Source organism: Novacetimonas cocois, from assembly GCF_003311635.1.
Classification (GTDB): Bacteria; Pseudomonadota; Alphaproteobacteria; order Acetobacterales; family Acetobacteraceae; genus Novacetimonas; species Novacetimonas cocois.
Genome location: NZ_QEXL01000018.1, coordinates 56,748 through 78,307 on the forward strand (window position 1 = coordinate 56,748; position 21,560 = coordinate 78,307).

Annotated in this window: 26 protein-coding genes; 18 read left to right on the forward strand and 8 right to left on the reverse strand. The window is 62.5% G+C overall.

The features are described from left to right. The first annotated feature begins 33 nt into the window (after positions 1 to 33). The 3 genes from lipA to NJLHNGOC_RS16180 are packed head-to-tail and all read left to right on the forward strand — an operon-like array spanning position 34 to position 1,870. The gene (lipA, locus tag NJLHNGOC_RS12945; protein ID WP_110560024.1) at positions 34 to 1,026 is read left to right on the forward strand and encodes a lipoyl synthase; all 993 of its coding nucleotides are present in this window, start codon (positions 34 to 36) and stop codon (positions 1,024 to 1,026) included. Next, complete coding sequence (locus NJLHNGOC_RS12950; protein ID WP_110529275.1) at positions 1,026 to 1,514, forward strand: type II toxin-antitoxin system RatA family toxin; 489 nt, start codon at positions 1,026 to 1,028, stop codon at positions 1,512 to 1,514. Before lipA ends, NJLHNGOC_RS12950 begins: the two co-directional genes overlap by 1 nt. 35 nt (positions 1,515 to 1,549) lie before the next feature. Further along, positions 1,550 to 1,870, forward strand: a complete 321-nt coding sequence (locus NJLHNGOC_RS16180) for a hypothetical protein (protein ID WP_206059795.1) — start codon at positions 1,550 to 1,552, stop codon at positions 1,868 to 1,870. Here NJLHNGOC_RS16180 and NJLHNGOC_RS12960 read toward each other — a convergent pair. From NJLHNGOC_RS12960 to NJLHNGOC_RS12975, 4 genes are read right to left on the reverse strand one after another with little or no spacing between them, the layout of a single operon-like run. After that, positions 1,867 to 2,373, reverse strand: coding sequence for a CinA family protein (locus tag NJLHNGOC_RS12960; RefSeq protein WP_113596764.1), 507 nt, complete (start codon positions 2,371 to 2,373; stop codon positions 1,867 to 1,869). The two genes, NJLHNGOC_RS16180 and NJLHNGOC_RS12960, sit on opposite strands and share 4 nt — an antisense overlap. Positions 2,374 to 2,407: 34 nt before the next feature. Next, positions 2,408 to 2,869, reverse strand: coding sequence for a phosphatidylglycerophosphatase A family protein (locus NJLHNGOC_RS12965; protein WP_113596737.1), 462 nt, complete (start codon positions 2,867 to 2,869; stop codon positions 2,408 to 2,410). Next, positions 2,869 to 4,890 carry a lytic transglycosylase domain-containing protein gene (locus NJLHNGOC_RS12970; RefSeq protein WP_239021527.1) on the reverse strand — a complete coding sequence of 674 codons (2,022 nt, stop codon included), beginning with the start codon at positions 4,888 to 4,890 and terminating at the stop codon, positions 2,869 to 2,871. The genes NJLHNGOC_RS12965 and NJLHNGOC_RS12970 overlap by 1 nt, the downstream gene beginning before the upstream one ends. An 11-nt stretch (positions 4,891 to 4,901) precedes the next feature. Further along, entirely contained in the window at positions 4,902 to 5,501 is a 600-nt protein-coding gene (locus NJLHNGOC_RS12975; protein WP_113596738.1) for a YjbE family putative metal transport protein, read from the reverse strand. Between the two features lie 218 nt (positions 5,502 to 5,719). Here NJLHNGOC_RS12975 and purB point away from each other — a divergent pair, with 218 nt between their 5' ends. The 10 genes from purB (at position 5,720) to NJLHNGOC_RS13025 (ending at position 13,490) form a co-directional block, all read left to right on the forward strand. Further along, a complete protein-coding gene (gene purB, locus NJLHNGOC_RS12980) occupies positions 5,720 to 7,072 on the forward strand; it encodes an adenylosuccinate lyase (RefSeq protein ID WP_113596739.1) in 1,353 nt (450 codons plus the stop codon). A 106-nt stretch (positions 7,073 to 7,178) separates the two neighbouring features. Continuing rightward, positions 7,179 to 7,946, forward strand: a complete 768-nt coding sequence (locus tag NJLHNGOC_RS12985) for an NRDE family protein (RefSeq protein ID WP_113596740.1) — start codon at positions 7,179 to 7,181, stop codon at positions 7,944 to 7,946. A gap of 125 nt (positions 7,947 to 8,071) precedes the next feature. Beyond that, complete coding sequence (gene purC / locus NJLHNGOC_RS12990; RefSeq protein ID WP_110529290.1) at positions 8,072 to 8,836, forward strand: phosphoribosylaminoimidazolesuccinocarboxamide synthase; 765 nt, start codon at positions 8,072 to 8,074, stop codon at positions 8,834 to 8,836. Next, positions 8,833 to 9,075 carry a phosphoribosylformylglycinamidine synthase subunit PurS gene (gene purS / locus NJLHNGOC_RS12995; RefSeq protein WP_113596741.1) on the forward strand — a complete coding sequence of 81 codons (243 nt, stop codon included), beginning with the start codon at positions 8,833 to 8,835 and terminating at the stop codon, positions 9,073 to 9,075. The genes purC and purS overlap by 4 nt, the downstream gene beginning before the upstream one ends. Continuing rightward, the gene (locus NJLHNGOC_RS13000; RefSeq protein WP_113596742.1) at positions 9,072 to 9,461 is read left to right on the forward strand and encodes a Rap1a/Tai family immunity protein; all 390 of its coding nucleotides are present in this window, start codon (positions 9,072 to 9,074) and stop codon (positions 9,459 to 9,461) included. Before purS ends, NJLHNGOC_RS13000 begins: the two co-directional genes overlap by 4 nt. Continuing rightward, positions 9,458 to 10,159: a phosphoribosylformylglycinamidine synthase subunit PurQ gene (purQ, locus tag NJLHNGOC_RS13005; RefSeq protein ID WP_113596743.1), complete on the forward strand. Its 702-nt coding sequence runs from the start codon at positions 9,458 to 9,460 to the stop codon at positions 10,157 to 10,159. The genes NJLHNGOC_RS13000 and purQ overlap by 4 nt, the downstream gene beginning before the upstream one ends. Then, positions 10,156 to 12,366 (forward strand): phosphoribosylformylglycinamidine synthase subunit PurL, encoded by a 2,211-nt coding sequence (gene purL / locus NJLHNGOC_RS13010; protein WP_113596744.1) that lies wholly within the window; start codon positions 10,156 to 10,158, stop codon positions 12,364 to 12,366. The genes purQ and purL overlap by 4 nt, the downstream gene beginning before the upstream one ends. 28 nt (positions 12,367 to 12,394) lie before the next feature. After that, positions 12,395 to 12,628: a BolA family protein gene (locus NJLHNGOC_RS13015; protein ID WP_113596745.1), complete on the forward strand. Its 234-nt coding sequence runs from the start codon at positions 12,395 to 12,397 to the stop codon at positions 12,626 to 12,628. Between the two features lie 45 nt (positions 12,629 to 12,673). Then, the gene (gene grxD / locus NJLHNGOC_RS13020) at positions 12,674 to 13,009 is read left to right on the forward strand and encodes a Grx4 family monothiol glutaredoxin (protein ID WP_113596746.1); all 336 of its coding nucleotides are present in this window, start codon (positions 12,674 to 12,676) and stop codon (positions 13,007 to 13,009) included. A gap of 184 nt (positions 13,010 to 13,193) precedes the next feature. Next, entirely contained in the window at positions 13,194 to 13,490 is a 297-nt protein-coding gene (locus NJLHNGOC_RS13025) for a hypothetical protein (RefSeq protein WP_239021530.1), read from the forward strand. A gap of 25 nt (positions 13,491 to 13,515) precedes the next feature. On the opposite strand, the gene NJLHNGOC_RS13030 is transcribed toward NJLHNGOC_RS13025, so the two are convergent. Further along, entirely contained in the window at positions 13,516 to 13,914 is a 399-nt protein-coding gene (locus NJLHNGOC_RS13030; protein WP_113596748.1) for a YraN family protein, read from the reverse strand. A gap of 159 nt (positions 13,915 to 14,073) precedes the next feature. Here NJLHNGOC_RS13030 and cls point away from each other — a divergent pair, with 159 nt between their 5' ends. Continuing rightward, entirely contained in the window at positions 14,074 to 15,492 is a 1,419-nt protein-coding gene (gene cls, locus NJLHNGOC_RS13035) for a cardiolipin synthase (RefSeq protein WP_113596749.1), read from the forward strand. On the opposite strand, the gene NJLHNGOC_RS13040 is transcribed toward cls, so the two are convergent. Together NJLHNGOC_RS13040 and NJLHNGOC_RS13045 are read right to left on the reverse strand one after the other, a co-directional pair. Beyond that, on the reverse strand, positions 15,483 to 16,187 hold the full coding sequence (locus NJLHNGOC_RS13040; RefSeq protein WP_110529318.1) for an endonuclease/exonuclease/phosphatase family protein: 705 nt from the start codon (positions 16,185 to 16,187) through the stop codon (positions 15,483 to 15,485). The genes cls and NJLHNGOC_RS13040 overlap by 10 nt on opposite strands. After that, on the reverse strand, positions 16,184 to 17,257 hold the full coding sequence (locus tag NJLHNGOC_RS13045; RefSeq protein WP_113596750.1) for an AI-2E family transporter: 1,074 nt from the start codon (positions 17,255 to 17,257) through the stop codon (positions 16,184 to 16,186). The genes NJLHNGOC_RS13040 and NJLHNGOC_RS13045 overlap by 4 nt, the downstream gene beginning before the upstream one ends. 129 nt (positions 17,258 to 17,386) lie before the next feature. Here NJLHNGOC_RS13045 and NJLHNGOC_RS13050 point away from each other — a divergent pair, with 129 nt between their 5' ends. From NJLHNGOC_RS13050 to NJLHNGOC_RS13065, 4 genes are all read left to right on the forward strand, one after another. Further along, a complete protein-coding gene (locus tag NJLHNGOC_RS13050; RefSeq protein WP_113596751.1) occupies positions 17,387 to 18,241 on the forward strand; it encodes a sulfurtransferase in 855 nt (284 codons plus the stop codon). A 23-nt stretch (positions 18,242 to 18,264) separates the two neighbouring features. After that, a complete protein-coding gene (gene metC, locus NJLHNGOC_RS13055) occupies positions 18,265 to 19,485 on the forward strand; it encodes a cystathionine beta-lyase (RefSeq protein WP_206059796.1) in 1,221 nt (406 codons plus the stop codon). Positions 19,486 to 19,645: 160 nt separating this feature from the next. After that, positions 19,646 to 20,674 carry an alcohol dehydrogenase AdhP gene (gene adhP / locus NJLHNGOC_RS13060; protein WP_110529329.1) on the forward strand — a complete coding sequence of 343 codons (1,029 nt, stop codon included), beginning with the start codon at positions 19,646 to 19,648 and terminating at the stop codon, positions 20,672 to 20,674. Between the two features lie 195 nt (positions 20,675 to 20,869). After that, positions 20,870 to 21,193, forward strand: coding sequence for a hypothetical protein (locus tag NJLHNGOC_RS13065; RefSeq protein WP_113596752.1), 324 nt, complete (start codon positions 20,870 to 20,872; stop codon positions 21,191 to 21,193). A gap of 85 nt (positions 21,194 to 21,278) precedes the next feature. Here NJLHNGOC_RS13065 and NJLHNGOC_RS13070 read toward each other — a convergent pair. Continuing rightward, a partial coding sequence (locus tag NJLHNGOC_RS13070; protein ID WP_239021528.1) for a hypothetical protein occupies positions 21,279 to 21,560 on the reverse strand: 282 nt, incomplete at its 5' end.

A 21,560-nucleotide genomic window follows, 5' to 3' on the forward strand; every position in this document is an offset into this window, starting at 1 on the left:
GAATATCTGCCTGTTTTTCGGGGTTTTACCGTTATGTCCGTACGTGTCCTGATCGATCATCGCAAGGAGGGTTCCCCCGCCGCGCGGCACCCGGAAAAAGCGCACCGGCCCGACAATCCCATCGCGCGCAAACCGGACTGGATCCGCGTGCGCGCGCCGACCAATCCCGTGTACCACGAAACACGCAAGCTGATGCGCGACCAGAAGCTGGTCACGGTGTGTGAGGAAGCGGCCTGCCCCAACATTGGCGAATGCTGGTCGCAGCGGCACGCGACAATGATGATCATGGGCGAAATCTGCACGCGCGCCTGTGCCTTCTGCAACGTCACCACCGGCCTGCCGAACGCGCTGGACCCGGATGAACCCCAGCGCGTGGCCGAGGCGGTGGCCACGCTGGGACTGCGGCATGTGGTCATTACCTCCGTCGATCGCGACGACCTGCCCGACGGGGGGGCGCATCATTTCGCGCGGGTCATCACCGCGATACGCAACGCGGCCCCGACAACGACCATCGAAATCCTGACCCCCGATTTCCTGCGCAAGCCGGGATCACTGGAAATCGTGGTCCAAGCGCGGCCGGACGTGTTCAACCATAACCTGGAGACCGTGCCACGGCTGTATCCCTCCATCAGGCCGGGGGCGCGCTATTACCAGTCCATGCGTCTTCTGGACGATGTCAAGCGGCTGGATCCCTCCATCTTCACCAAATCCGGACTGATGCTGGGACTGGGGGAGGAAAAGCCGGAAATACTTCAGGTCATGGATGACCTGCGTATTGCGGACGTTGATTTCATCACCCTGGGGCAATATCTCCAACCTACGGTCAAGCATGCCGCGGTGGCGCGTTTCGTCACGCCGGAGGAGTTCGCGGACTATGCCGCGATGGCCCGGGTAAAGGGGTTCCTGCAGGTCAGTTCCTCGCCCCTGACGCGGTCATCGTATCATGCGGACTCCGACTTTGCGGAACTGCGGGCCGCGCGACAGAAGCGTCTGGAAACCCAGAACGGCGCAAGGGAGACGAAGTAATGCCCACCCATGCCGAACGTCGGTTGATCGCCTATTCCCCGGATCAGCTGTTTGATCTGGTGGCCGACGTCGGAAAATACCCGCAGTTCCTGCCGTGGTGCGTCAATGCGATGGTCAGGACCCGGACCGCGACATTGCTGGTTGCGGACCTGACGATCGGTTTCGGACCCTTTCGCGAAACCTTCACCAGCCGCGTCACCCTGGATCAGCCCCGGACCATCCGTGTGACCTATGAAAAGGGGCCGTTCCGTTATCTGAACAATGTCTGGACCTTTACGCCGGACGAACGCGGATGCCTGATCGATTTCTTCGTCGATTTCGAGTTCCGTTCCCGCCTGCTGCAGGCGGCAATCGGCGTTGTGTTCAACGAGGCCGTACGCCTCATGGTTTCGGCCTTTATCCGGCGGGCACGCGAAATCTATGGGCCACCCACGATAGTACCGCCCGCCAAACCCGCGACCATACCCGCCAAGATGGGAAATGCCTGACTGCGGATATGCCTACTTCCCGGAAACACGTTATAATGAAATATTCCTTTATCCTGTTGTCCCTGCTGATTGGACTGGCTGGGGGAGGGACGGCGCATGCGGCCACCTCTTCCAAGGGGCACGGGCATCATCATGCATCCACGACCACGCCGGCCCCCGGCAGCGATGCCGAAACAGCCGACCTTAATGCCATCAGCCTGAAAAAAGCCCGCGCAAGTCTGGCCCCCCCGCCCGCGACGACACAAGCCACCAGAACCGCCAACGGCAAGCCGCAGGCTGTTCAGGCCGCGGGAACGGGAACGACATCCCCGCCGATCAGGATACCGGAAACCAGCGATACCGTCGCGATGTATTAATCGGCAGGCAAAGTTTCCAGCACCAGCTTCTGTGCAAAATTGACTGCCTGCATCCGGATGGCCGTGCGGTCGCCGGAAAACAGGGCTGAAACCGTCCGGGTCCGCTGCTGCTTCACCGCGACGGCAAACCAGACCAGCCCCACCGGCTTTTCGGGGGTGCCGCCATCCGGCCCCGCGATCCCGGTGATGGACACCGCGATGTCGGCGTCGGGCGCCGTGGCGATGGCACCATCCGCCATGGCGGCGGCGACCTCGCTGCTGACCGCGCCACGCAGGTCAAGCAGCACCTGCGGCACCTGCAGCACGCGCATCTTCATCGCATTGGAATAGGTCACGAACCCACCGGCCACGAATTCGGATGCGCCGGGTGGCTGTGTCAGGGCGGCAGTCAGCAGTCCGCCGGTGCAGCTTTCCGCCGTGACGATACGACGCCCCCGCGCGGCCAGTCCCTCAAGCAGCAGCAATGTATCATGCGATATCGTGGCCGGTAATGACGGTTCCATATCCTGCATCCTGTCGTGTTGTTGCAACCCGTGTTCAGGCAATGGCATGCAGCGCCATGACAATCAGGCCCGCGCCCATGCCCGCCACGATATCGTCGCCCATGATACCCACCGCATCATGGCGCCTGTCGAACCATCCGACCGGTCCCGGCTTGGTGATATCGAACAGCCTGAAAAGCGCGAAGGCAAGCACAAGCCAGAAAATATCGGCCCAGCGCAGGGAAAAGGGGGAAAGGGGCGCCAGCGGCCACATCGACAGCCACATGCCCGCCACCTCGTCGATGACAATCCATCCGTGATCTTCCCCCCCGGAAATCGTGGCGGTCGCCCAATATCCGATGACGCAGCACAGCACGATGGCAATTCCCATCCATGCCGCATGCTGCAGCAGGGGAATCCCCACCCACAGCGCCGCCAGCGACCCGACGGTGCCCGGTGCGCGGGGGGCAAAGCCGCATCCGCCGAAACTGGCGATCATCCTTGCAACCGAACGCATTATCGCGCGGCCTCGCGCTGGGCCTCACGGGCCTGATAGACAGCCATGTTTTCCTCTACACGTTCGACGTAATTGCGCGTCTCCTCGAACGGGATGCTTTCGATCCAGTCCAGCACCGCCTCGCTTGAAGGATGATCGCGCACCGGATCGCCCAGCGACGCCAGCCACGTATCCACCCGATGCGGCCCGCTGTTATAGGCAGCCAGCAGATAGGGCACGCTGCCGCCAAAACGTTCCATCAACTGCTGGAGGTAGAGTGCCCCCAGCGTCATGTTCACCTGCGGATTGGTCAGGGTGGCGGCAGTCACGTTGCCGAAGGGCTGATGCGTGCGCCGGGCGAGTTCCTGTCCCGTCGCGGGACGCAGCTGCATCAGGCCCACCGCATGCGCCCCGCTGACGATCGCGGGATCGAAGCTGCTTTCCTGCCGCATCACGGCAAGTTCCAGTCCCTGTGGCAGGTCGTGTTCCGCCGGGACATAGGGACGGGGCCATCCGTCATCAACCAGCGCGATTCCGTCACGTCCGGCACGCCGCGCGATAAGGACCGCGACATCCGGCAGCGCCAGCCGCGTCGCAAGCCGCGCGGCCAGCACATGTTCCACCGGCCGCGTCGCCTGTATGTCGAGCTGGATGACAAAATCGCGCGCATGCTGAAAATCATTCCATGACACAAGGATCTGGGCCGCGCGCGCCATGTCCGACGTGTCAAAACGTACTGCTTCCTCCACCGTGGGTTCGGGCGTACGCAGGCGCATCAGATATTCACGCACCGGCTGTCCCGCCTGGCTGGGGGCAAGCAGCCCGCTGGTTGCGTTCCCCTGCAGGGCGGCAATCGACATCTGTCCATAGAAAGTGTTGGCCAGTTCGGCGGCCATGCCCCAGCTTTCACGCGCCGCCGCCCGGTTGTGACGTGCCTCCTGCGCGCGGCCGCTCCAGTACAGTCCACGGCTTCGGGTAATCAGCGCGGTCGCCTTCGTCAGCGGTTCGAACTGTGCCAGTGCCCTTGCGGGCTGATGCAGCCGCTGCAGCAGTATCCAGCCCGTCAGGAATCGCGCGTCGTAATTACTGACTTCCGGCAGGGAAGAACGGTCATCCGCAATGTCCAGCGCATCGCGATTTCGCCCCTGCGCCAGCAGATCACGCGCCAGAGCATCACGGGCTCGCCAGAACAGGGCGGCGGTCGGGCCGTCCTGATGCTGTTCCGTGGCAAATCCCGTCCGTTTCCATAATGCCACGGCCTCGTCCAGCCGTTGCGCATGATCCAGCCAGCGCAGGTGATCGAGCACCAGCATGGCGTCATTACGCTGCCCTGCCGGAACGCCAGCCAGCAGGGTCTCGGCGTTCGCGTCGTTGCGACGCAGGGCCAGCCGCGCGCGGGCCAGCGCCTGGTATTGCGTATCCAGCATCGCGACCTGCTGGTCCGCCGCGCCAAGATGCCCTGCGCGTTCCTGCCGTTCAAAACGCCGCCACTCATCATCGGCGGTAAACAACGCGCCAAAACGTTGCGACAGCAGCCGCGCGTCACCGGGCTGATCCGCTCCCGCGATCCACGCGGCCCGCGCCCATTCCCCGATGCGCGGCGGCGGTGGCACCGCGGCGTCGGCGCAATGCGCCAGGGCCTGCGCCGTCGTCAGCTGCCAGCGCCCGCACAGGCGCGACAGGGTGGCGGGATCGCTTTCCTGTGACAGGGCACGCTCGAAACGCGCGATCATGACGCTGCGTTTGGGCCAGTCGGGACTTTCGGTCAGGAAATTGGCGTATTCGTCCGCCGTGCCGCCAGCCGGGGACAGCAGCCGCAGATAGACCGTAAGACGGGCGGCGACGGGACTGTCATCCGCATTGCCGGTCCCGGCCTGCTGCTCGGTGGGCCAGCCGGCAGGGTTCGTCATGACAGGCGGGGAAGGGGAGGCCGCGCCGGCCATCGTCCCGGCAACCGTCAGGGGCAGGAGAAGGCCCAGCATCCCCACCACCGGGGCAAGCATGCCCGCGCGCGTTCCCGCGCCACGGCCATGGCGTGTCATGCGTCCACCCTTCAGGAGATATGGGTCCACACTTCACCTCCTCCCTTGACGATCAGCTCGATCGCCACTGCTAGCACCACGAGCAGGCCAATCCATGAAATCCAGCGGTAACGTTCCAGAAGACGCGCGATCAGCGATGCGGCAATGGCCATCATCAGCACCGACACGACAAGTCCCGTCACCAGAACGCCCACATGTTCCCCCGCCGCGCCGGCGACCGCCAGCACGTTATCGAGACTCATGGACAGGTCCGCCACGATGATGCGGACAATCGCATTGCGCAGGGACCCCGGCGCGGGGGCAGCGTCGGCATGTTCCCCCGGATTGCCACGCATTTCGCGATACATGCGCCAGCATACCCACAGCAGCAGCAGCCCGCCCGCCAGTGTCAGGCCGATGATCGCCAGCAGCCTGACCGCCACCAGCGCAAGACAGATCCGGATCAGCGCCGCGCCGAGGACACCTGCCAGAATCGCGATGCGCCGCTGCGGGGCGGGCAGGCCACGCACCGCCATTCCGACGACAATCGCGTTATCACCCGCAAGCGTAAGATCGATAAGGACAACCTGCCCCAGCGCATAAAGGGACGAAGCGGAAACGGCAAATAACATAAGGCAGGGATATCCTGTTGTACTGTCCATTTCAGGACATGAATATGAACCGGAATATGAACCGGTCTGTCGGATAATATGCCGTGGGATGCCAACACCATGCAATCGCGCGTATCGGGATTTGAAATATGCACGAAAGGGAAGACGCGCGACGCGGAATTGGCTAGGAAAGGACCCACATTCCCATACCGCCCATTTTGTTAAGGAAATCCACCGCAATGGTCCCGCGTTATACCCGGCCGGTGATGGCCGCCATCTGGTCCCCGGAAAACCGGTACCGTATCTGGTTCGAGATCGAGGCCCTGGCCTGCGAAGCCATGGCCAGATATGGCGCCATCCCTGAAGAGTCCGCGCGCACGATCCGCGAAAAGGGCGATGCCGCCATGGCGGCGTTCACCCAGGCCGACCTGGACCGGATTGACGAGATCGAGGCCGTGACCCGCCACGACGTCATCGCGTTCCTGACATGGCTTGCGGAAAAGGTCGGGCCCGACAGCCGCTTTGTCCATCTGGGAATGACCTCCTCCGATGTGCTTGATACGTGCCTGTCGGTACAGATGGTGCAGGCGACCGACCTACTGCTGAAGGATCTGGACGCGCTGCTGGAGGCGCTGAAGGGACGGGCGTTCGAGCACAAGCATACGCTGACCATCGGCCGCAGCCACGCCATCCATGCCGAACCGACTTCCTTCGGCCTCAAGCTGGCCGGACATTACGCGGAATTCGCCCGCAACCGTGAACGCCTGCTCCGCGCGCGTGAGGAAATTGCCGTCTGCGCGATTTCAGGCGCGGTCGGCACCTATGCCCATATTGACCCGCGGGTCGAGGAATACGTGGCGGAAAAGCTCGGCCTGCAGCCCGAGGGCGTTTCCACGCAGATCATTCCGCGCGACCGGCATGCCGCCTATTTCTGCGCGCTTGCCGTCATCGCCAGCGGGATCGAGCGTCTGGCGGTCGAAGTCCGCCACCTGCAGCGTTCCGAAGTGCGCGAGGCGGAAGAATTCTTCCATCCGGGGCAGAAAGGCTCCTCCGCGATGCCGCACAAGCGCAATCCGGTGCTGTCGGAAAACCTGACGGGACTTGCCCGCTTGGTGCGTTCGCATGTCATCCCCGCGCTGGAAAACGTGGCGTTGTGGCACGAACGCGACATCAGCCATTCGTCGGTGGAGCGCAACATCTGTCCCGATGGCACGATCGGCCTTGATTTCGCGCTTGTCCGGCTGACGGGCATGATGGAAAAGCTTGTGGTCTATCCCGATCGCATGCAGGCCAATATCGAAAGCCTCGGCGGCGTCGTCCATTCGGGCGAGGTGCTGCTGGCGCTTGCGCGCGCGGGGATCCTGCGTGAAGATGCCTATCGCATCGTGCAGCGCAACGCGATGGAGACATGGACCAAGCTGGGACAGCCGGACGGCAGGACATTCCGCGAAAACCTGGATGCCGATCCGGAAGTCGCGGGCCGTGTTCCCGCCGAAGTGCTCGACGCGGCAATGGACAGCAGGGCGCACCTGCGGCAGCTGGATCATACCTATCGTCGCGTCTTTGGTGAAACTGGTCCCAAATCCGCCTGACTGCGGGACCATGGATGCGGCGGCGGCGGGCATCGCGGAAGCCGGATGCGCGCCGCCGTCCGCCCACCGGGCCTGACCGCAGGCCCCGACATACAGGATCAAAGGCGTGTGTACTGTCGTTATCTCCCACCAGCCGGATCAGGCATGGCCGCTGCTGCTGGCGGCCAATCGTGACGAACGCCTCGACCGTCCCTGGGAACCACCGGGCCGTCACTGGCGCGAACACCCGCAGGTCGTGGGGGGGCGCGACTGCGTGGCAGGGGGATCATGGCTGACCATGAACGACGCGGGCGTGATCGGGGCGATCATGAACCGCGTCGGCAGCCTTGGCCCTGCGCCGGGCAAGCGTTCGCGCGGGGAACTGCCGCTGATGGTGGGGGATCATTCCAGCGCGCGCGATGCTGTCGCGCGCATCGCCACGCTGGACGCGGGGGAATGGCGGTCGTTCAACATGATCGTGGGTGACGGCACCGACGCCTTTTTCATCCGCGGGCCGGGATACGGCGCCCCGCAGGTCATCGCGCTTGGCGCGGGCGTGCACATGGTCGCGACCACGGACCCCGACGACATGTCCATGCCACGCATCGCGCGCCATCTGCCCCGTTTCCGTGACGCGGCCCGCCCGGTCCCCCCGCAATGGAGCAGCTGGACGACGCTGCTGGCCGACAGGTCGCTTCCCGCCGGCAGCGAACTGAACATCCCGCCGCGTTCGGGCTTCGGGACATGCAGTTCATCGGCGCTGGGTGTCTCGCGCGATCCGGGTGCTCCGGGGGGGCGGTCATGGTTCTTTGCCGCTGGTGCGCCCGACAGGGTGGGCTATGCGCCGGTTGACCTTGACACGCGCCGTGATGATGCCGACACGACAGGAACATAGAAACGTTATGGTATCTTCGATGCGCAATCGCTGCTATGGCATGCGCATCATTCTGGGTCCTGTTGCGGACCCGCAGGGAGGGATGCCTGCGGCATGCTTCCCACAGCCTTATGTGAAGGACGAGTATGGGCCGCCGCCGCCAGCTTTATGAGGGAAAAGCGAAAATCCTTTTCGAGGGGCCGGAACCAGGCACCTTGGTCCAGTATTTCAAGGACGATGCCACCGCCGGCAACGGCGCCAAGAAGGGCGTCATTACCGGCAAGGGCGTCCTGAACAACCGGATCAGCGAACACCTGATGCTGCGCCTGCATGAAATCGGGATCCCCACCCATTTCATCCGCCGACTGAACATGCGCGAACAGCTGATCCGCGAGGTGGAGATCATCCCGCTGGAGGTCGTGATCCGCAACGTCGCCGCCGGCAGCCTGAGCAAGCGCCTGGGCATCAAGGAAGGCACGCGCCTGCCGCATCCGATCGTCGAATATTACTACAAGAACGACAGCCTGCATGACCCGATGGTCAGCGAGGAACATATCACCGCGTTCGGCTGGGCCTGCGCCCACGACCTCGAGGATATCGTATCGCTGAGCATGCGGATCAACGATTTCCTGTGCGGGCTGTTCATCGGCATCGGCATCACGCTGGTCGATTTCAAGCTCGAGTTCGGCCGGCTGTGGGAAAACGACAACATGCGCATCGTGCTGGCGGACGAGATTTCGCCAGACAACTGTCGCCTGTGGGATGCCAAGACCAGCCAGAAACTTGACAAGGACCGTTTCCGCCAGGACATGGGCAAGGTCGAGGAAGCCTATCAGGAAGTGGCCATGCGCCTGGGTATCCTTCCCGAGGCCACAAATTCCGACATGAAGGGACCGGAGGTAATGCAATGAAAGTACGCGTGACGGTCATGCTCAAGGACGGCGTGCTGGACCCGCAGGGCAAGGCGGTGGAACATGCGCTGCATGTGCTGGAATTCAAGAATGTCGGCGATGTGCGCATCGGCCGCGTGATCGACCTTGAAATCGCCGAAAGCGATCCGGCCCGCGCCATCGTGCAGGCCAACGAAATGGCGCGCGCGCTGCTTGCCAATCTGGTGATCGAGGATTTCGCGGCGGAGGTCGTTGAATGAAGACGGCAACTGGCATTTTCCTTGCCGCCTGCGCCGTGGGCGCGGGGCTGCTGCCCATGTCGGGCGCGCAGGCGCAGCGGGTTTCGCGCATGCCCGCGTCCCAGCTCGGGACGCTGTGCACGCGGGCGTCTGGCACCGGGTTGTGTGATTCCTATATTTCCGGCGTGGCGGACGCGGTGGCGCTTGGCCACCTGTTCGAACGCAACGCGGAAAAGGATGACAAGGATGTCGCCGCGTTCTGCATCGCGCCCGCCACGACGCTGACGGATATGCGGGGGAAGGTCGTGGGATGGATGAAGGATCACCATGACCAGCTTTCCCGTCCGGCGGGGGAGGCGGTATTTACCGCGCTTCACGAATCCTATCCCTGCGGCGATCACAAATGAAGGCGGGCATCGTTGTTTTTCCCGGCACCAACCGGGAACGTGACATGGCGATCGCGCTGCGCAGCGTGACCGGCGTCGCCCCGCGCATGATCTGGCACCGCGAAACGGAACTGCCGGATCTGGATCTGGTCGTGCTGCCCGGGGGGTTCAGCTATGGCGATTACCTTCGCTGTGGCGCGATGGCGGCCCATGCGCCGATCATGCCCGCCATCCGCCGCTTCGCGCAGGCGGGCGGCCATATCCTTGGCGTATGCAACGGCTTTCAGATCCTGACGGAGGCGCAGCTCCTGCCCGGGGCGCTGCTGCGCAATGCGTCGCTGCGTTTCCTGTCGCAGGACTGTTTCCTGCGCGTTGAACGCAATGATACGCCCTTTACCCGTCACTGGAAACGCCATGACGTGTTCCGCACGCCCATGGCGCATGGGGATGGCAACTACATCGCCGATCAGGAAACGATCCGCATGCTGGAGGGGGAGGGGCGCGTCGCCTTCCGCTATGTCGCGCCGGACGGACGTCTGGATGTCGCGGACGTCACCCTCAACCCCAACGGAAGCATGAGGGCCATTGCCGGTGTCTTCAGCGAAAACCTGCGGATCTGCGGCATGATGCCACACCCCGAGGATCTGGTTGATCCCCTGATGGGTGGCGAGGACGGAAAGCCCCTGTTTACAGGTCTGGTGGAGGCGCTGGTCGGATGAGCAAAACAGCACAGAAGCCCGTCGACGCGGCGCTGGCAAAGGAATTCGGCCTTACCGCCGAGGAATATGACAACGTGCTGTCCATCATGGGACGCACGCCCAGCCTGACCGAACTCGGCATCTTTTCCGTCATGTGGTCGGAGCACTGCTCCTACAAATCCTCCCGCGCGTTTCTCAAGACGCTGCCGACCAAGGCGCCTTGGGTCATCCACGGACCGGGGGAAAATGCGGGCGTCGTCGATATCGGGCAGGGACTTGCCGCCATCTTCAAGATGGAAAGCCACAACCATCCCTCCTTCATCGAACCCTATCAGGGGGCTGCAACGGGGGTGGGCGGCATCCTGCGCGATGTCTTCACCATGGGCGCGCGGCCGGTCGCCAACCTGAACGCCCTGCGCTTTGGCAATCCCGACAACCCGCAGACGCGACGCATTGTCGATGGCGTGGTGCGCGGCATCGGCGGTTACGGCAACTGCGTCGGCGTGCCCACGGTGGGCGGGGAAATCAATTTCCATCCGGCCTATGACGGTAACCCGCTGGTCAATGCGATGACGGTTGGCGTGGCCCGGCAGGACCGCATCTTCCTTTCAGCCGCGGCCGGGGTGGGCAATCCCGTCATCTATGTGGGATCCAAGACGGGACGTGACGGCATCCACGGCGCCACCATGTCCTCGTCCGAATTCGACGAAGACGCGCTGGCGAAGCGGCCGACGGTGCAGGTCGGCGACCCGTTCGTTGAAAAACTGCTGATCGAGGCATGCCTGGAACTGATGGCGACCGACGCGATCGTCGCCATTCAGGACATGGGCGCGGCCGGGCTGACGTCATCCGCCGTCGAAATGGCGGGCAAGGGCGGGGTCGGCATCGAGCTTGACCTCGACAAGGTGCCGCAGCGTGAACGCGGGATGACGGCCTATGAAATGATGCTGTCGGAAAGTCAGGAGCGGATGCTGATCGTCATCCGTCCCGACCGCACCGAACAGGCCCGCGCCATTTTCGAGAAATGGGAGCTGGATTTCGCCGTCATCGGCCACCTGACCGATACGGGACGCATCGTCCTGCGCCACAAGGGCGAGACGGAGGCCGACATTCCGCTCGCGCCGCTGGCGGATCAGGCCCCCGTCTATCACCGTCCCACCGCGCCGGCCCTGCCGCCCGTGCCGCTGGAGGCGATTACCGACCCGGTGGGAATCGAACAGGCCCTGCTGCGGCTAATCCGCTGCCCGGACCTTGCTTCGCGCGAATGGGTCTGGAACCAGTACGACAGCACCGTCGGCGGCCAGACCGTCCGCCGGCCCGGCGCCGCCGATGCCGCCATCATTCAGGTCGAGGATACGAAAATCGGCCTAGCCATGACGACGGACTGCACGCCGCGTTACTGCCGCGCGAACGCAAAGACGGGCGGGGCGCAGGCGGTGGCCGAGGCATGGCGCAACATCACGGCCACAGGCGCGCGGCCGCTGGCGGTGACGGACAACCTCAACTTCGGCTCCCCTGAAAAGCCCGAGGTCATGGGACAGTTCGTCGATGCCATCGCCGGAATGGGCGAGGCATGCCGCGCGCTCGACTTCCCGGTCGTCAGCGGCAATGTCTCGCTCTACAACGAGACGCGTGGCCCGGATGGGGAGTCCGTGTCCATCCTGCCCACGCCCGCGATCGGCGGCCTCGGCGTGTTCGACGATGTCTCCAAAGCTGTCGGACTGGGCATGCCCGACGGATGTGACCTGTTCCTGATTGGCGAGACACGGGGCGAACTGGGACAGTCCCTGTGGCTGCGTGAAATCCACGGCAGTCAGGATGGCGAACCGCCAACGGTTGACCTGCAGGCCGAACGCCGCAATGGCGATTTCGTGCGCGCGGCCATTCTGGACGGCACGATTACGGCATGCCATGACATCGCGGATGGTGGCCTGCTGGTGACGGTGGCAGAAATGGTCATGGCGGGGGAGGCGGGCTGCACCTTGCTGGCTCCGCAGGCCGGGATGCGCCCCGAAGCTTTCTGGTTCGGCGAGGACCAGTCCCGCTACGTTGTCGCGGTCCGCGATGGCCAGTCCTTCATGGACCGGGCGCAGCAGGCCTCGATCCCGTGCCGCAGGCTGGGCCAAAGTGGCGGGGACGGTTTGACATTGCCCAATGGCTCCACAATATCAAAGGCACGTCTTGTGGCGGTGAATTCAGAATTCTTCCCGCGACTGATGGACCGTTGAGCAGCAGGGACAGGCAGGAGAACAGTCGATGGCCATGACGGCCCAGGAAATCGAGACCTATATTCGCGAAGCGTTGCCCGATGCACAGATCCGCATCGACGACCTTGCCGGCGACGGCGACCATTATGCCTGCAAGGTTGTAAGCAATGCGTTCCGGGGCCTGTCGCGCGTCCGACAGCACCAACTGGTTTATGATGCGTTGCAGGGACATATGGGGGGCAAGCTGCATGCGCTGGCCCTTCAGACCAGCACGCCGGACTGAAGCTTAAGGCAGAAATCCAGCTTTCCAAACGAGGAGTCCATTATTATGGCCGAAACCATCACGCAGCAGATCCAGTCGCAGATCGACGCCAATCCGGTCATGCTGTACATGAAGGGCGATGCAACCTTCCCGCAGTGCGGTTTTTCCGCACGTGTCGTGCAGATCCTCAAGCATATGGGCGTACCGTTCAAGACCGCCAACGTCCTGGAAGATCCGGCCCTGCGTCAGGGCATCAAGGACTTTTCCAACTGGCCGACGGTGCCCCAGCTTTACGTAAAGGGCGAATTCATCGGCGGATGCGACATCGTGACCGAGATGTACCAGTCCGGCGAACTGGAAAAGCTTCTGGCTGAAAAGGGCATTGTTCCGGCATCTGCCTGAACACGGCGGCTCAAAGCCTGAAATCATGGAAGCGGATGGACACAGGATACGTGTCCATCCGCTTTTTTTTGTTTCAACCGGTCCAGAGCCTTGCCTTGCATGCCCTGTTTTGCGTAGCTTCGCTGCAATGACTGAATTGGAGTGTCAGATGCGTCATACGTGCTTGCGAATCACGACATTGTCGGTGGTTTGCGCGGGTTTTTTCTACAGCGTCACGCCGCAGGCGCAGGCACGTAGCCATGCCATGACAGAGATGGAAGCAGATCGCCTGACGCTCAGCGCGCTGACCGCGCCACCGCCGCCGGTGCGTCACGTCGTCTATCGCCATGCGATTTCGTCAGGACATCACGCCACTGTCACGCGCGTCCATCATGTCACGTCATCACCGGTCCGTCATTCGCTGGTGCATGAAGTCGCGTATCGTCCGCACGCAGCCGGCACCAGCCATCACGCGCGCGCCAGCATCCATCACCGGACCTGATGCCGGACGCATCGCGAGGGAGGTTTCATTCCAGACGGAATGCATCCTCGATGCGATGCAGGTTCCCGTCAGGCAGGACAACGACGACATCGAAACGCATTTCGTCGTAATGCCAGCTGCTGTTGAGCATACATAACGCCTGCGCCGCATTCATGAGGCGCCTCATGGTCCTGTGATCGATGGCATCGCCCGCCTGCATCACGGACCGGCGGGCCTTGACCTCGGTAAAGACCAGCATCCCGCCGCGTGTGGCAACGATATCGATTTCACCCCATTGCGTGCGCGCGCGATGGGCCAGAATGGTCCATTCCTCCCGCTGCAACAGGTCGATGACCTTCCGTTCCGCCTCCAGCCCGGTGTGATAGGCACGCCGTCCCGTGGCACGCCTGCGCCATGAGGACGGAGCAGGGGAGGAAACCGTCATTCCTTTATCCTTTGTCACGGGAAGATATCAGCAATACCGCCATCCGATATTATCGGGGTATCCGACGCCTGATATGACATTCCTGTCACGTTTTTCATATTTCAGGCCCTGACGTACTATCATAATCGCCTGTGGCATGCATGGAATCATCATTGGCTCATGATTTATACCTATACCGATTTTATTGATCCACTTGTCCTGGCGTGCCGTATCTGTGTCATCGCAGTGGTGGTCATCCATGTCCTGCTGACCAAGCGCGACGTGGGTGCGTCCATCGGCTGGATCGGGGTAACGGTGCTGATGCCCTTTACGGGCGGCATCCTGTATTCGATGTTCGGCATCAACCGTGTCAGACGCCGCGCCAGGCGCATGATCGGCCTTCATCCGTGGCACAGCCGCACCATGACGTCGCGCTGGCGACGGGGGGAGGAAGGTCGTTTCGCCCCGCTGGCGGAAATGGTCAGCAAACTGACCCAGCGGCCCTTGCTGGCGGGCAATCTCGTAACCCCCCTGCATGACGGGGACAGCGCCTATCCCCAGATGCTGGAGGCCATCGGAAATGCCCGGAACACGGTTCTTCTGTGTTCTTATATTTTCCGTTCCGACGATATCGGCCACAAATTCTGCAACGCCCTGATCGCGGCGCACCAGCGCGGCGCGCAGGTGCGCGTGCTGGTGGACGGGGTCGGCAGCGGCTACTTCCATTGCGGCATCGCCCGCATCCTGGAACGGGCGGGAGTTCCGGTCGGGCGGTTCATGCATTCGATGCTGCCGTGGCGCATGCCATTCATCAACATGCGCGATCACAAGAAGATTCTTGTGGTCGACGGGCGGATCGGCTTCATGGGGGGACTGAATATCGGGGAGGAGAACCTGACCGCCCTGCACCCTACCCATCCCGTGTCCGATACGCACTTCAGGATCGCAGGGCCGGTCATCCATCAGCTGAGCGAAGCGTTTGCCCGCGACTGGACCTTTACGACCGGCGAGGAACTGACGGCGGACATATTTTTCCCCGAACAGCAGTCCCATGGCGACAGCCTGACGCGCATCGTGACGGCGGGGCCTGATTCGGATCTGGAAAAAATCGAGTACACCATGCTTCAGGCCATTTCCATGGCCCGCCATTCCGTCCGCCTGATGACGCCTTATTTCCTGCCGGATGACAGGTTCCTGACGGAACTCGCCCTTGCGGCGCTGCGGGGGATCGAGGTCGATATCGTCGTCCCCCGCCACAGCAATCACATCATCATCGACTGGGCGCGTTCGGCGAACCTGCCGCGTTTCCTGGATTCCGGCTGCCGCGTATGGCAGGCAAAACCGCCCTTCAACCATTCGAAACTGATGGTGGTGGACCGGCACTGGTCCTTTGTGGGCAGTTCCAACCTTGACGTGCGCAGCCTGAGGCTGAATTTCGAAATCAATCTGGAGGCCTATGACGATGCACTGGCCGCGACGATTGACGATTTCATTGCCAAGCACCGCCATGAACGCCTGACCCATCATGACCTTGACCGGCGCCGCCTGCCGATCAAGCTGCGCGATGCCTTCGCGCGGCTGCTGCTGCCCTATCTGTGAGGAATAATCTCCAGCCGCACGGAAATCGGGCGGTGATCGGACGCATAATTGTCGATCACGCGCTGTTCCACGCAGGTCAGGCCCCGGATCAGGCAGCGGTCAAGCCGGATCGGCAGGACGTCGGCCATGCGGTGGGTGGGCGCGCGCGGCCCGACATCACGGAAATGCCGGATCAGGGTCGGTCCCACCAGATTGAAATCGCCAAGGATTGCCGCGCGATACGGCAGAAGCTGTGACATCCGGCGCAACTGCCGCCGGTTCAGGAGCTGCCCATGGGACAGGTGAACGTTGGCGACGGTAAAGGGGCCGCATTCGATAATCTGCGCCACCCGGCGGATCAGCGTGCCGGAGGGCAGGGTGCAGGTCATTGGCGGCCGCCTGTATGGCCACGGGCTCCAGCAGGCCACGCCATGGATCCGGCCCGGCAGGGGGGAACGGGCGTAATGACCACCGATGAGGGTCGGCAGCGCATCGATATCGACCGTTGCCTCCTGCATCAGCAGCAGGTCGGGTTTTTCCTGATGGATCAGGTGCACGACATCGCGCACCGTCGCGCCAATCAGGCGCAGCAGGTTCCAGCTGATGATCCTGATGCTGTTTTCCGGTCGGAACCGTGGCTGGTATCCAGGCAGGGGCGTTGTCCCGGGCTGAACCGCAACCGCCGGCAGACGCAGGTACGGACGCGCAAGATTCATGGTTCGACAAATGGCTCCCTGACCTCTGGCGACATGCGTGTCGCCGGATCGCCCGCGGCAAATTCCGCCGTCAGTGTATATCCCACACCAATCAGCACCGGCCCCAGAAAAATACCCAGGCCCCCGAAGGTCCAGATTCCGCCCAGCACCCCCAGGACCGTCAGAAGATAGGGAAGCTGCGCGCCACGGGCAATGAACATCGGCCGCATGATATGATCGGCCCCCGACACGATGATGGTTCCGTAAAGCAGAAGGAAAACGCCCCAGCCGGGATGATGCCCGATAAACAGGAAAACCGCCGCCGGAATCCAGATCAGCGGCGCACCGATGGGCAGGACCGAGATAAAGGCGGTAATCCCGCCCCACAGCACGGGATTCGATATCCCCGCGATGGCAAACCCCACCCCCGTCAGCACGCCCTGCAGCAGGGCGGTCCCGATGATCCCGTAAACGGTGCCCCGGATGGTGCGCCCGATAATCCCCAGGATACGGTCCGCATAGACCCCGGCAATCCGTCGGATGACGGACACGAACGTATCGCCCAGCGCCTCCCCCCCCAGCCAGAAGAAAAACGCGATGAACAGCGCCATGCCCAGATGCGCCAGGCCACTGGCCAGCTGCATGGCGCCCGAAAGGACCGACTGCACGATGCGCCCGCTGTAGGGGCGTATCATCTGGTCGATGTTCCCCACGTCAACGCGCCATTTTTCCCATGTTTCATTCAGCTGGGGACCGATATGCGGAACATGCTGCAGCCATGCGGGCAGGGAGGGCAGGTGGATCAGGGTCGTGATGCTGTTGATGGCATAGGGCAGCGTCTGCGGCAGGTCGACGATGCTGCTGGAGACCACAAGGGTCAGCGGCACGACCAGAACCAGCGCCGACATGACCGTCATGCCCAGCGCCGCGATCAGCGGGTTCGTATGGCGCCGGAGCCGGACATAGATCGGCCATGTCGAAAAGGTCAGGATCGCCGCCCACAGCAGGGCCGACATGAAAGGGTAGAGGACAAGCACGCAGCCAAAGGCGATCCCCCCCAGCATGAGCCCCATCATTATGCGTTCGACCATAATCTGTCGTGATCCGTTCCGTGGCAATGCACAGGCAATGCGTGGACAATGCGTTGCCCCGCTTCCGTCATGGCGCAATATGCTGCACCTTATCGCAAAGCATACAAACACCAAAGATTGGCCACAGACATGCACCCACTGATTTGCGCCGAAGAACTTGCCCGCTGCCTGCCGCATGACGATATCGTCGTGCTCGACGCGACGCAGGCTCTGCCGGGGCAGACATTCGATCCGCAGACATGTTTCCTTTCGGGACATATTCCCGGCGCGCGCCGCTTTGACATCGACACATTTTCAGACCCGGATTCCCCCTTGCCGCACACCGTGCCGGGACAGGCGCGCTTTGCCCGGCTGGCCTCGGCCCTGGGGCTGCATGACGGGGTGCGGATCGTCTTCTATGACCAGAAGGGTGTGCCCTGCGCCGCGCGGGGATGGTGGCTGATGGGGCTGTTCGGCCATGACAGGACGCAGGTGCTTGACGGTGGACTGCCCGCATGGATGGGGGCGGGCCTTCCCCTTGAAACCGGGCCGACGCCTGTCATGCCCGATGCCACCCATCGGTTCATCGCACGCCTGCGCACCCGGCGCCTGAAGGGACTGGGTGACATGCTGGATATCGTGCATGCCCCGCGATCGTCCGTGATCCTTGATGCCCGCGCGCACGGGCGTTTTACCGGCGAACAGCCCGAACCCCGTCCCGGCATCCAGTCCGGGCACATGCCGGGCGCGGCCAACGTGCCCTATACCACCGTGCTGGGGCCTGACGGACGCATGCTGCCCCCGCATGAGCTTCGCCAGATATTCGCAACCGCAGGCGTCCATCCCGACAGCGAGGTCGTATGTAGCTGCGGCAGTGGCATGACCGCCTGCGTGCTGGCCCTTGGCCTGGCGGCGGCCGGACTGGGCCTGCATGCGGTCTATGACGGTTCATGGGCGGAATGGGCATCGACCCCCGGCACCCCCATCGTGACGCAGCGCGGATGACAGGCCCAGGCAAGGAAGACATCATGGATCACGAAAACCTGCGAAATGCCGTCTCCCACGGGTGGCGGGAACTGGCGTCGCTTGCGGTACGGATTGCCCGCGACACCCCGGAAGGGGATGGGGGCGTCTTCGTCAATCCGGCGGTCGCCCGTGGCTCGACGGTCCTGTTCTCCTCGCTGGAGGCCATGGAAAAGGCGGGGCACAGGCGCTACGACGATGAACTGATCTATGGCGCGATGGGCACGCCGCTCCAGTACCGGCTGGAGCACGCCATCGCCACGATCGAGGGCGCCAGCCATACGCAGATCGCGCCTTCGGGTCTGGCGGCATGCATGCTGCCGCTTCTGGCGTTTCTGGACAATGGCGGCCACTGCCTGATTTCGGACTCCGTCTATGGTCCAACCCGGCGCTTTGCTGAAAAAATCCTGCGTCGCTTTGGCGTGGATATCACCTATTTCCCGCCCTGCGCCACCGAAGCCGAAGTGCGGCATCTGTGCCGGGCCAATACCCGGATCGTCTTTAGCGAAAGTCCGGGCAGCCATTCGTTCGAGGTGCAGGACATTCCCATGCTTGCCCGCGTGGCCCATGCATACGGCGCGCGCCTGATCGTGGATAATACGTGGGGCATCGGCATCTTCCAGCCATTCCGTCATGGCGCCGACATTTCCATACAGGCGCTGACGAAATATCCGGCCGGACATGCCGACACCGTCATCGGGGCCATTTCGGTCAACAGCGAACAGGACTGGCGCATCCTGCGCGACACCGCGATCCAGACCGGACAGGTGGCGGGGCCGGATGACTGCGCCCTGACATTGCGGGGAATACGGACATTACCCGTGCGGCAGGAACGGCAGTCGCAATCGGCCATCGATATCGCCCTGTGGCTTCAGACACGTCCCGAAGTGGCCCGCGTCCTGCACCCGGCGCTGCCGTCATGTCCGGGGCATGAATTCTGGAAACGTGATTTTTCTGGCGCGTCCTCGCTGTTCGGGGTCATCCTGCGGCCCGATTTCACGCTGATCCAGCTGGAACAGATGATTGATTCGCTGCGCATGTTCGGCATCGGCGCATCATGGGGGGGATACGAAAGCCTGGTCCTGCCCACCACCCACGGCATCACCCGTTCGTGCGACAGCGTCACGCAGGCGGGGCCGACGTTCCGCATCCATATCGGGCTGGAAAATACGGGCGAACTGATTGCCGACCTGGCGCAGGGGCTGGACGGGCTGGCTGGGGACTGAGACGCACGGCAGGCTGACACACATCAATGCGCGCGGGAACATCTTGTGACAACATGCGCTGACTGAACAAGGCCGTGTCGAGTCAGGACGCAGGGGAAAGGGTTCCCCTGGACGGCGCATATGTGCCTGACGCGCGTGGCATACTGCGAAAGAGGGTTAAATGGCCGGAAAGATGAAAGCGGCGGTTGTCCGCGAATTCGGTAAACCGCTGAGCATCGAGGAACTCGATATTCCCTCGATCCGTCCCAACCAGATCCTGGTGAAGGTGGACGCCTGTGGCGTGTGTCATACCGACCTGCATGCCGCGCGTGGGGACTGGCCCGTCAAGCCGAAGCCGCCTTTCATTCCCGGACATGAAGGCATCGGCCATGTCGTGGAGGTCGGGTCGTCCGTGGACTGGATCAAGACGGGCGACGTGGTGGGCGTGCCGTGGCTGTATTCGGCCTGCGGCCATTGCGAGCATTGCCTGGGTGGCTGGGAAACCCTGTGTGAAAAGCAGGAAGACACCGGATATTCGGTCAACGGCTGCTTTGCGGAATATGTCGTGGCCGACCCGAATTACGTGGCGCACCTGCCCAAGGACATCGACCCCATCCGCACCGCGCCGGTCCTGTGCGCAGGCCTGACGGTCTATAAAGGCCTGAAAATGACCGATACCCGCGCGGGGGAATGGGTCGCGATTTCGGGGGCAGGCGGACTGGGCCAGATGGCGATCCAGTATGCCGTCGCCATGGGACTGAATGTCGCGGCCGTCGATATCGATGACGGCAAACTGAACGAGGCCCGCAGGCTTGGCGCAAGCGTTACCGTCAATGCCCGCACGACCGACCCTGTTTCCTATATCCAGCAGAAAACGGGCGGAACCCACGGCGTGCTTGTGACCGCCGTATCCAACAGCGCGTTCACGCAGGCCATCGGCTATGCCCGGCGGGGGGGGACGATTGTCCTCAACGGCCTGCCGCCGGGGGAATTTCCGCTTTCGATCTTTGACATGGTCATGAATGGCACGACGGTCCGCGGCTCCATCGTCGGCACGCGACTGGACATGATCGAAGCCCTGTCCTTCTTTACCGAAGGCAAGGTTTCAACGGTCGTCGCGCCTGACAAACTCGAAAATATCAATGATATTTTCGACCGTCTGCAGCATGGGAAAGTTGCTGGCCGTATCGTCCTCGATTTCCGCAAATAAGTTCCATGCAACCGGAGGGCGTATCTGGCGTTGAACCTAGATACGCCCCTTCCGTGAACTGTATTGCCGGTGATGCGGAAGGATCCTTCATTTCATGCCTTCTGTCATTTTCCATAACCGAAGGCAGGATATCTGTCCGGCAGGGTTCAGCATTTCAGGCAGATATCCACAAGTACAGGGTGGATACTGGGAGATATGAGAAAAGCATTACTGATTGGATTTGGTATTCTGGGCCTGTCCGGCATGGCCGTAACATCAGCCCATGCCGATGACTGTGCACAGGCGTCAGATTACGATGCATGCGTGGCAAAGCAGAAGGTGCGTCACGAGGGACATGTGGCGCGGGAGAAGACCCGCTCAGCCCATGACGAAGCCTCCAACGATACGCGGGACGTCAAGGACTGGGGCAACCGGACCGGCAAGAAGCTGGATAACTGGAGCCACGATACGGGCAATAAAATGGACCGCTGGAGCCACAAGACCGGCTCCGACATGAACAAGTTCTTTACAGGAAAGTAAATCCTGTTCGTGCCGCCATAAATCAGGCACGCCTTGCATGCGGCATCCGGGTCCTATTTACCCGGATGCCACGGATCATCGGTTCTTATTTGTGATGATCGCCGGCTTCATGCTCACGCCAGCCGGTTTCCAGCGTGTGCAGGAAAGACTTGAAGTGCGCCTTGATCTCGGTCGGGGACGCCTTTTCAATTATTTCCTTCTTGGCCGCAGTCAGGGTCGCCGCAGCGTGAATCAGCGCGGCGTGGATAACTTCCGACGGTTCCTTGCTCATCATCAGGATCCTCTTCCTTTGTTGGAGACATTCCACGATGGAAGGTAACCGGCCGCTCTGGGCCGCCTTGATTATGCGGCCTGTCTGTGCAGTGTA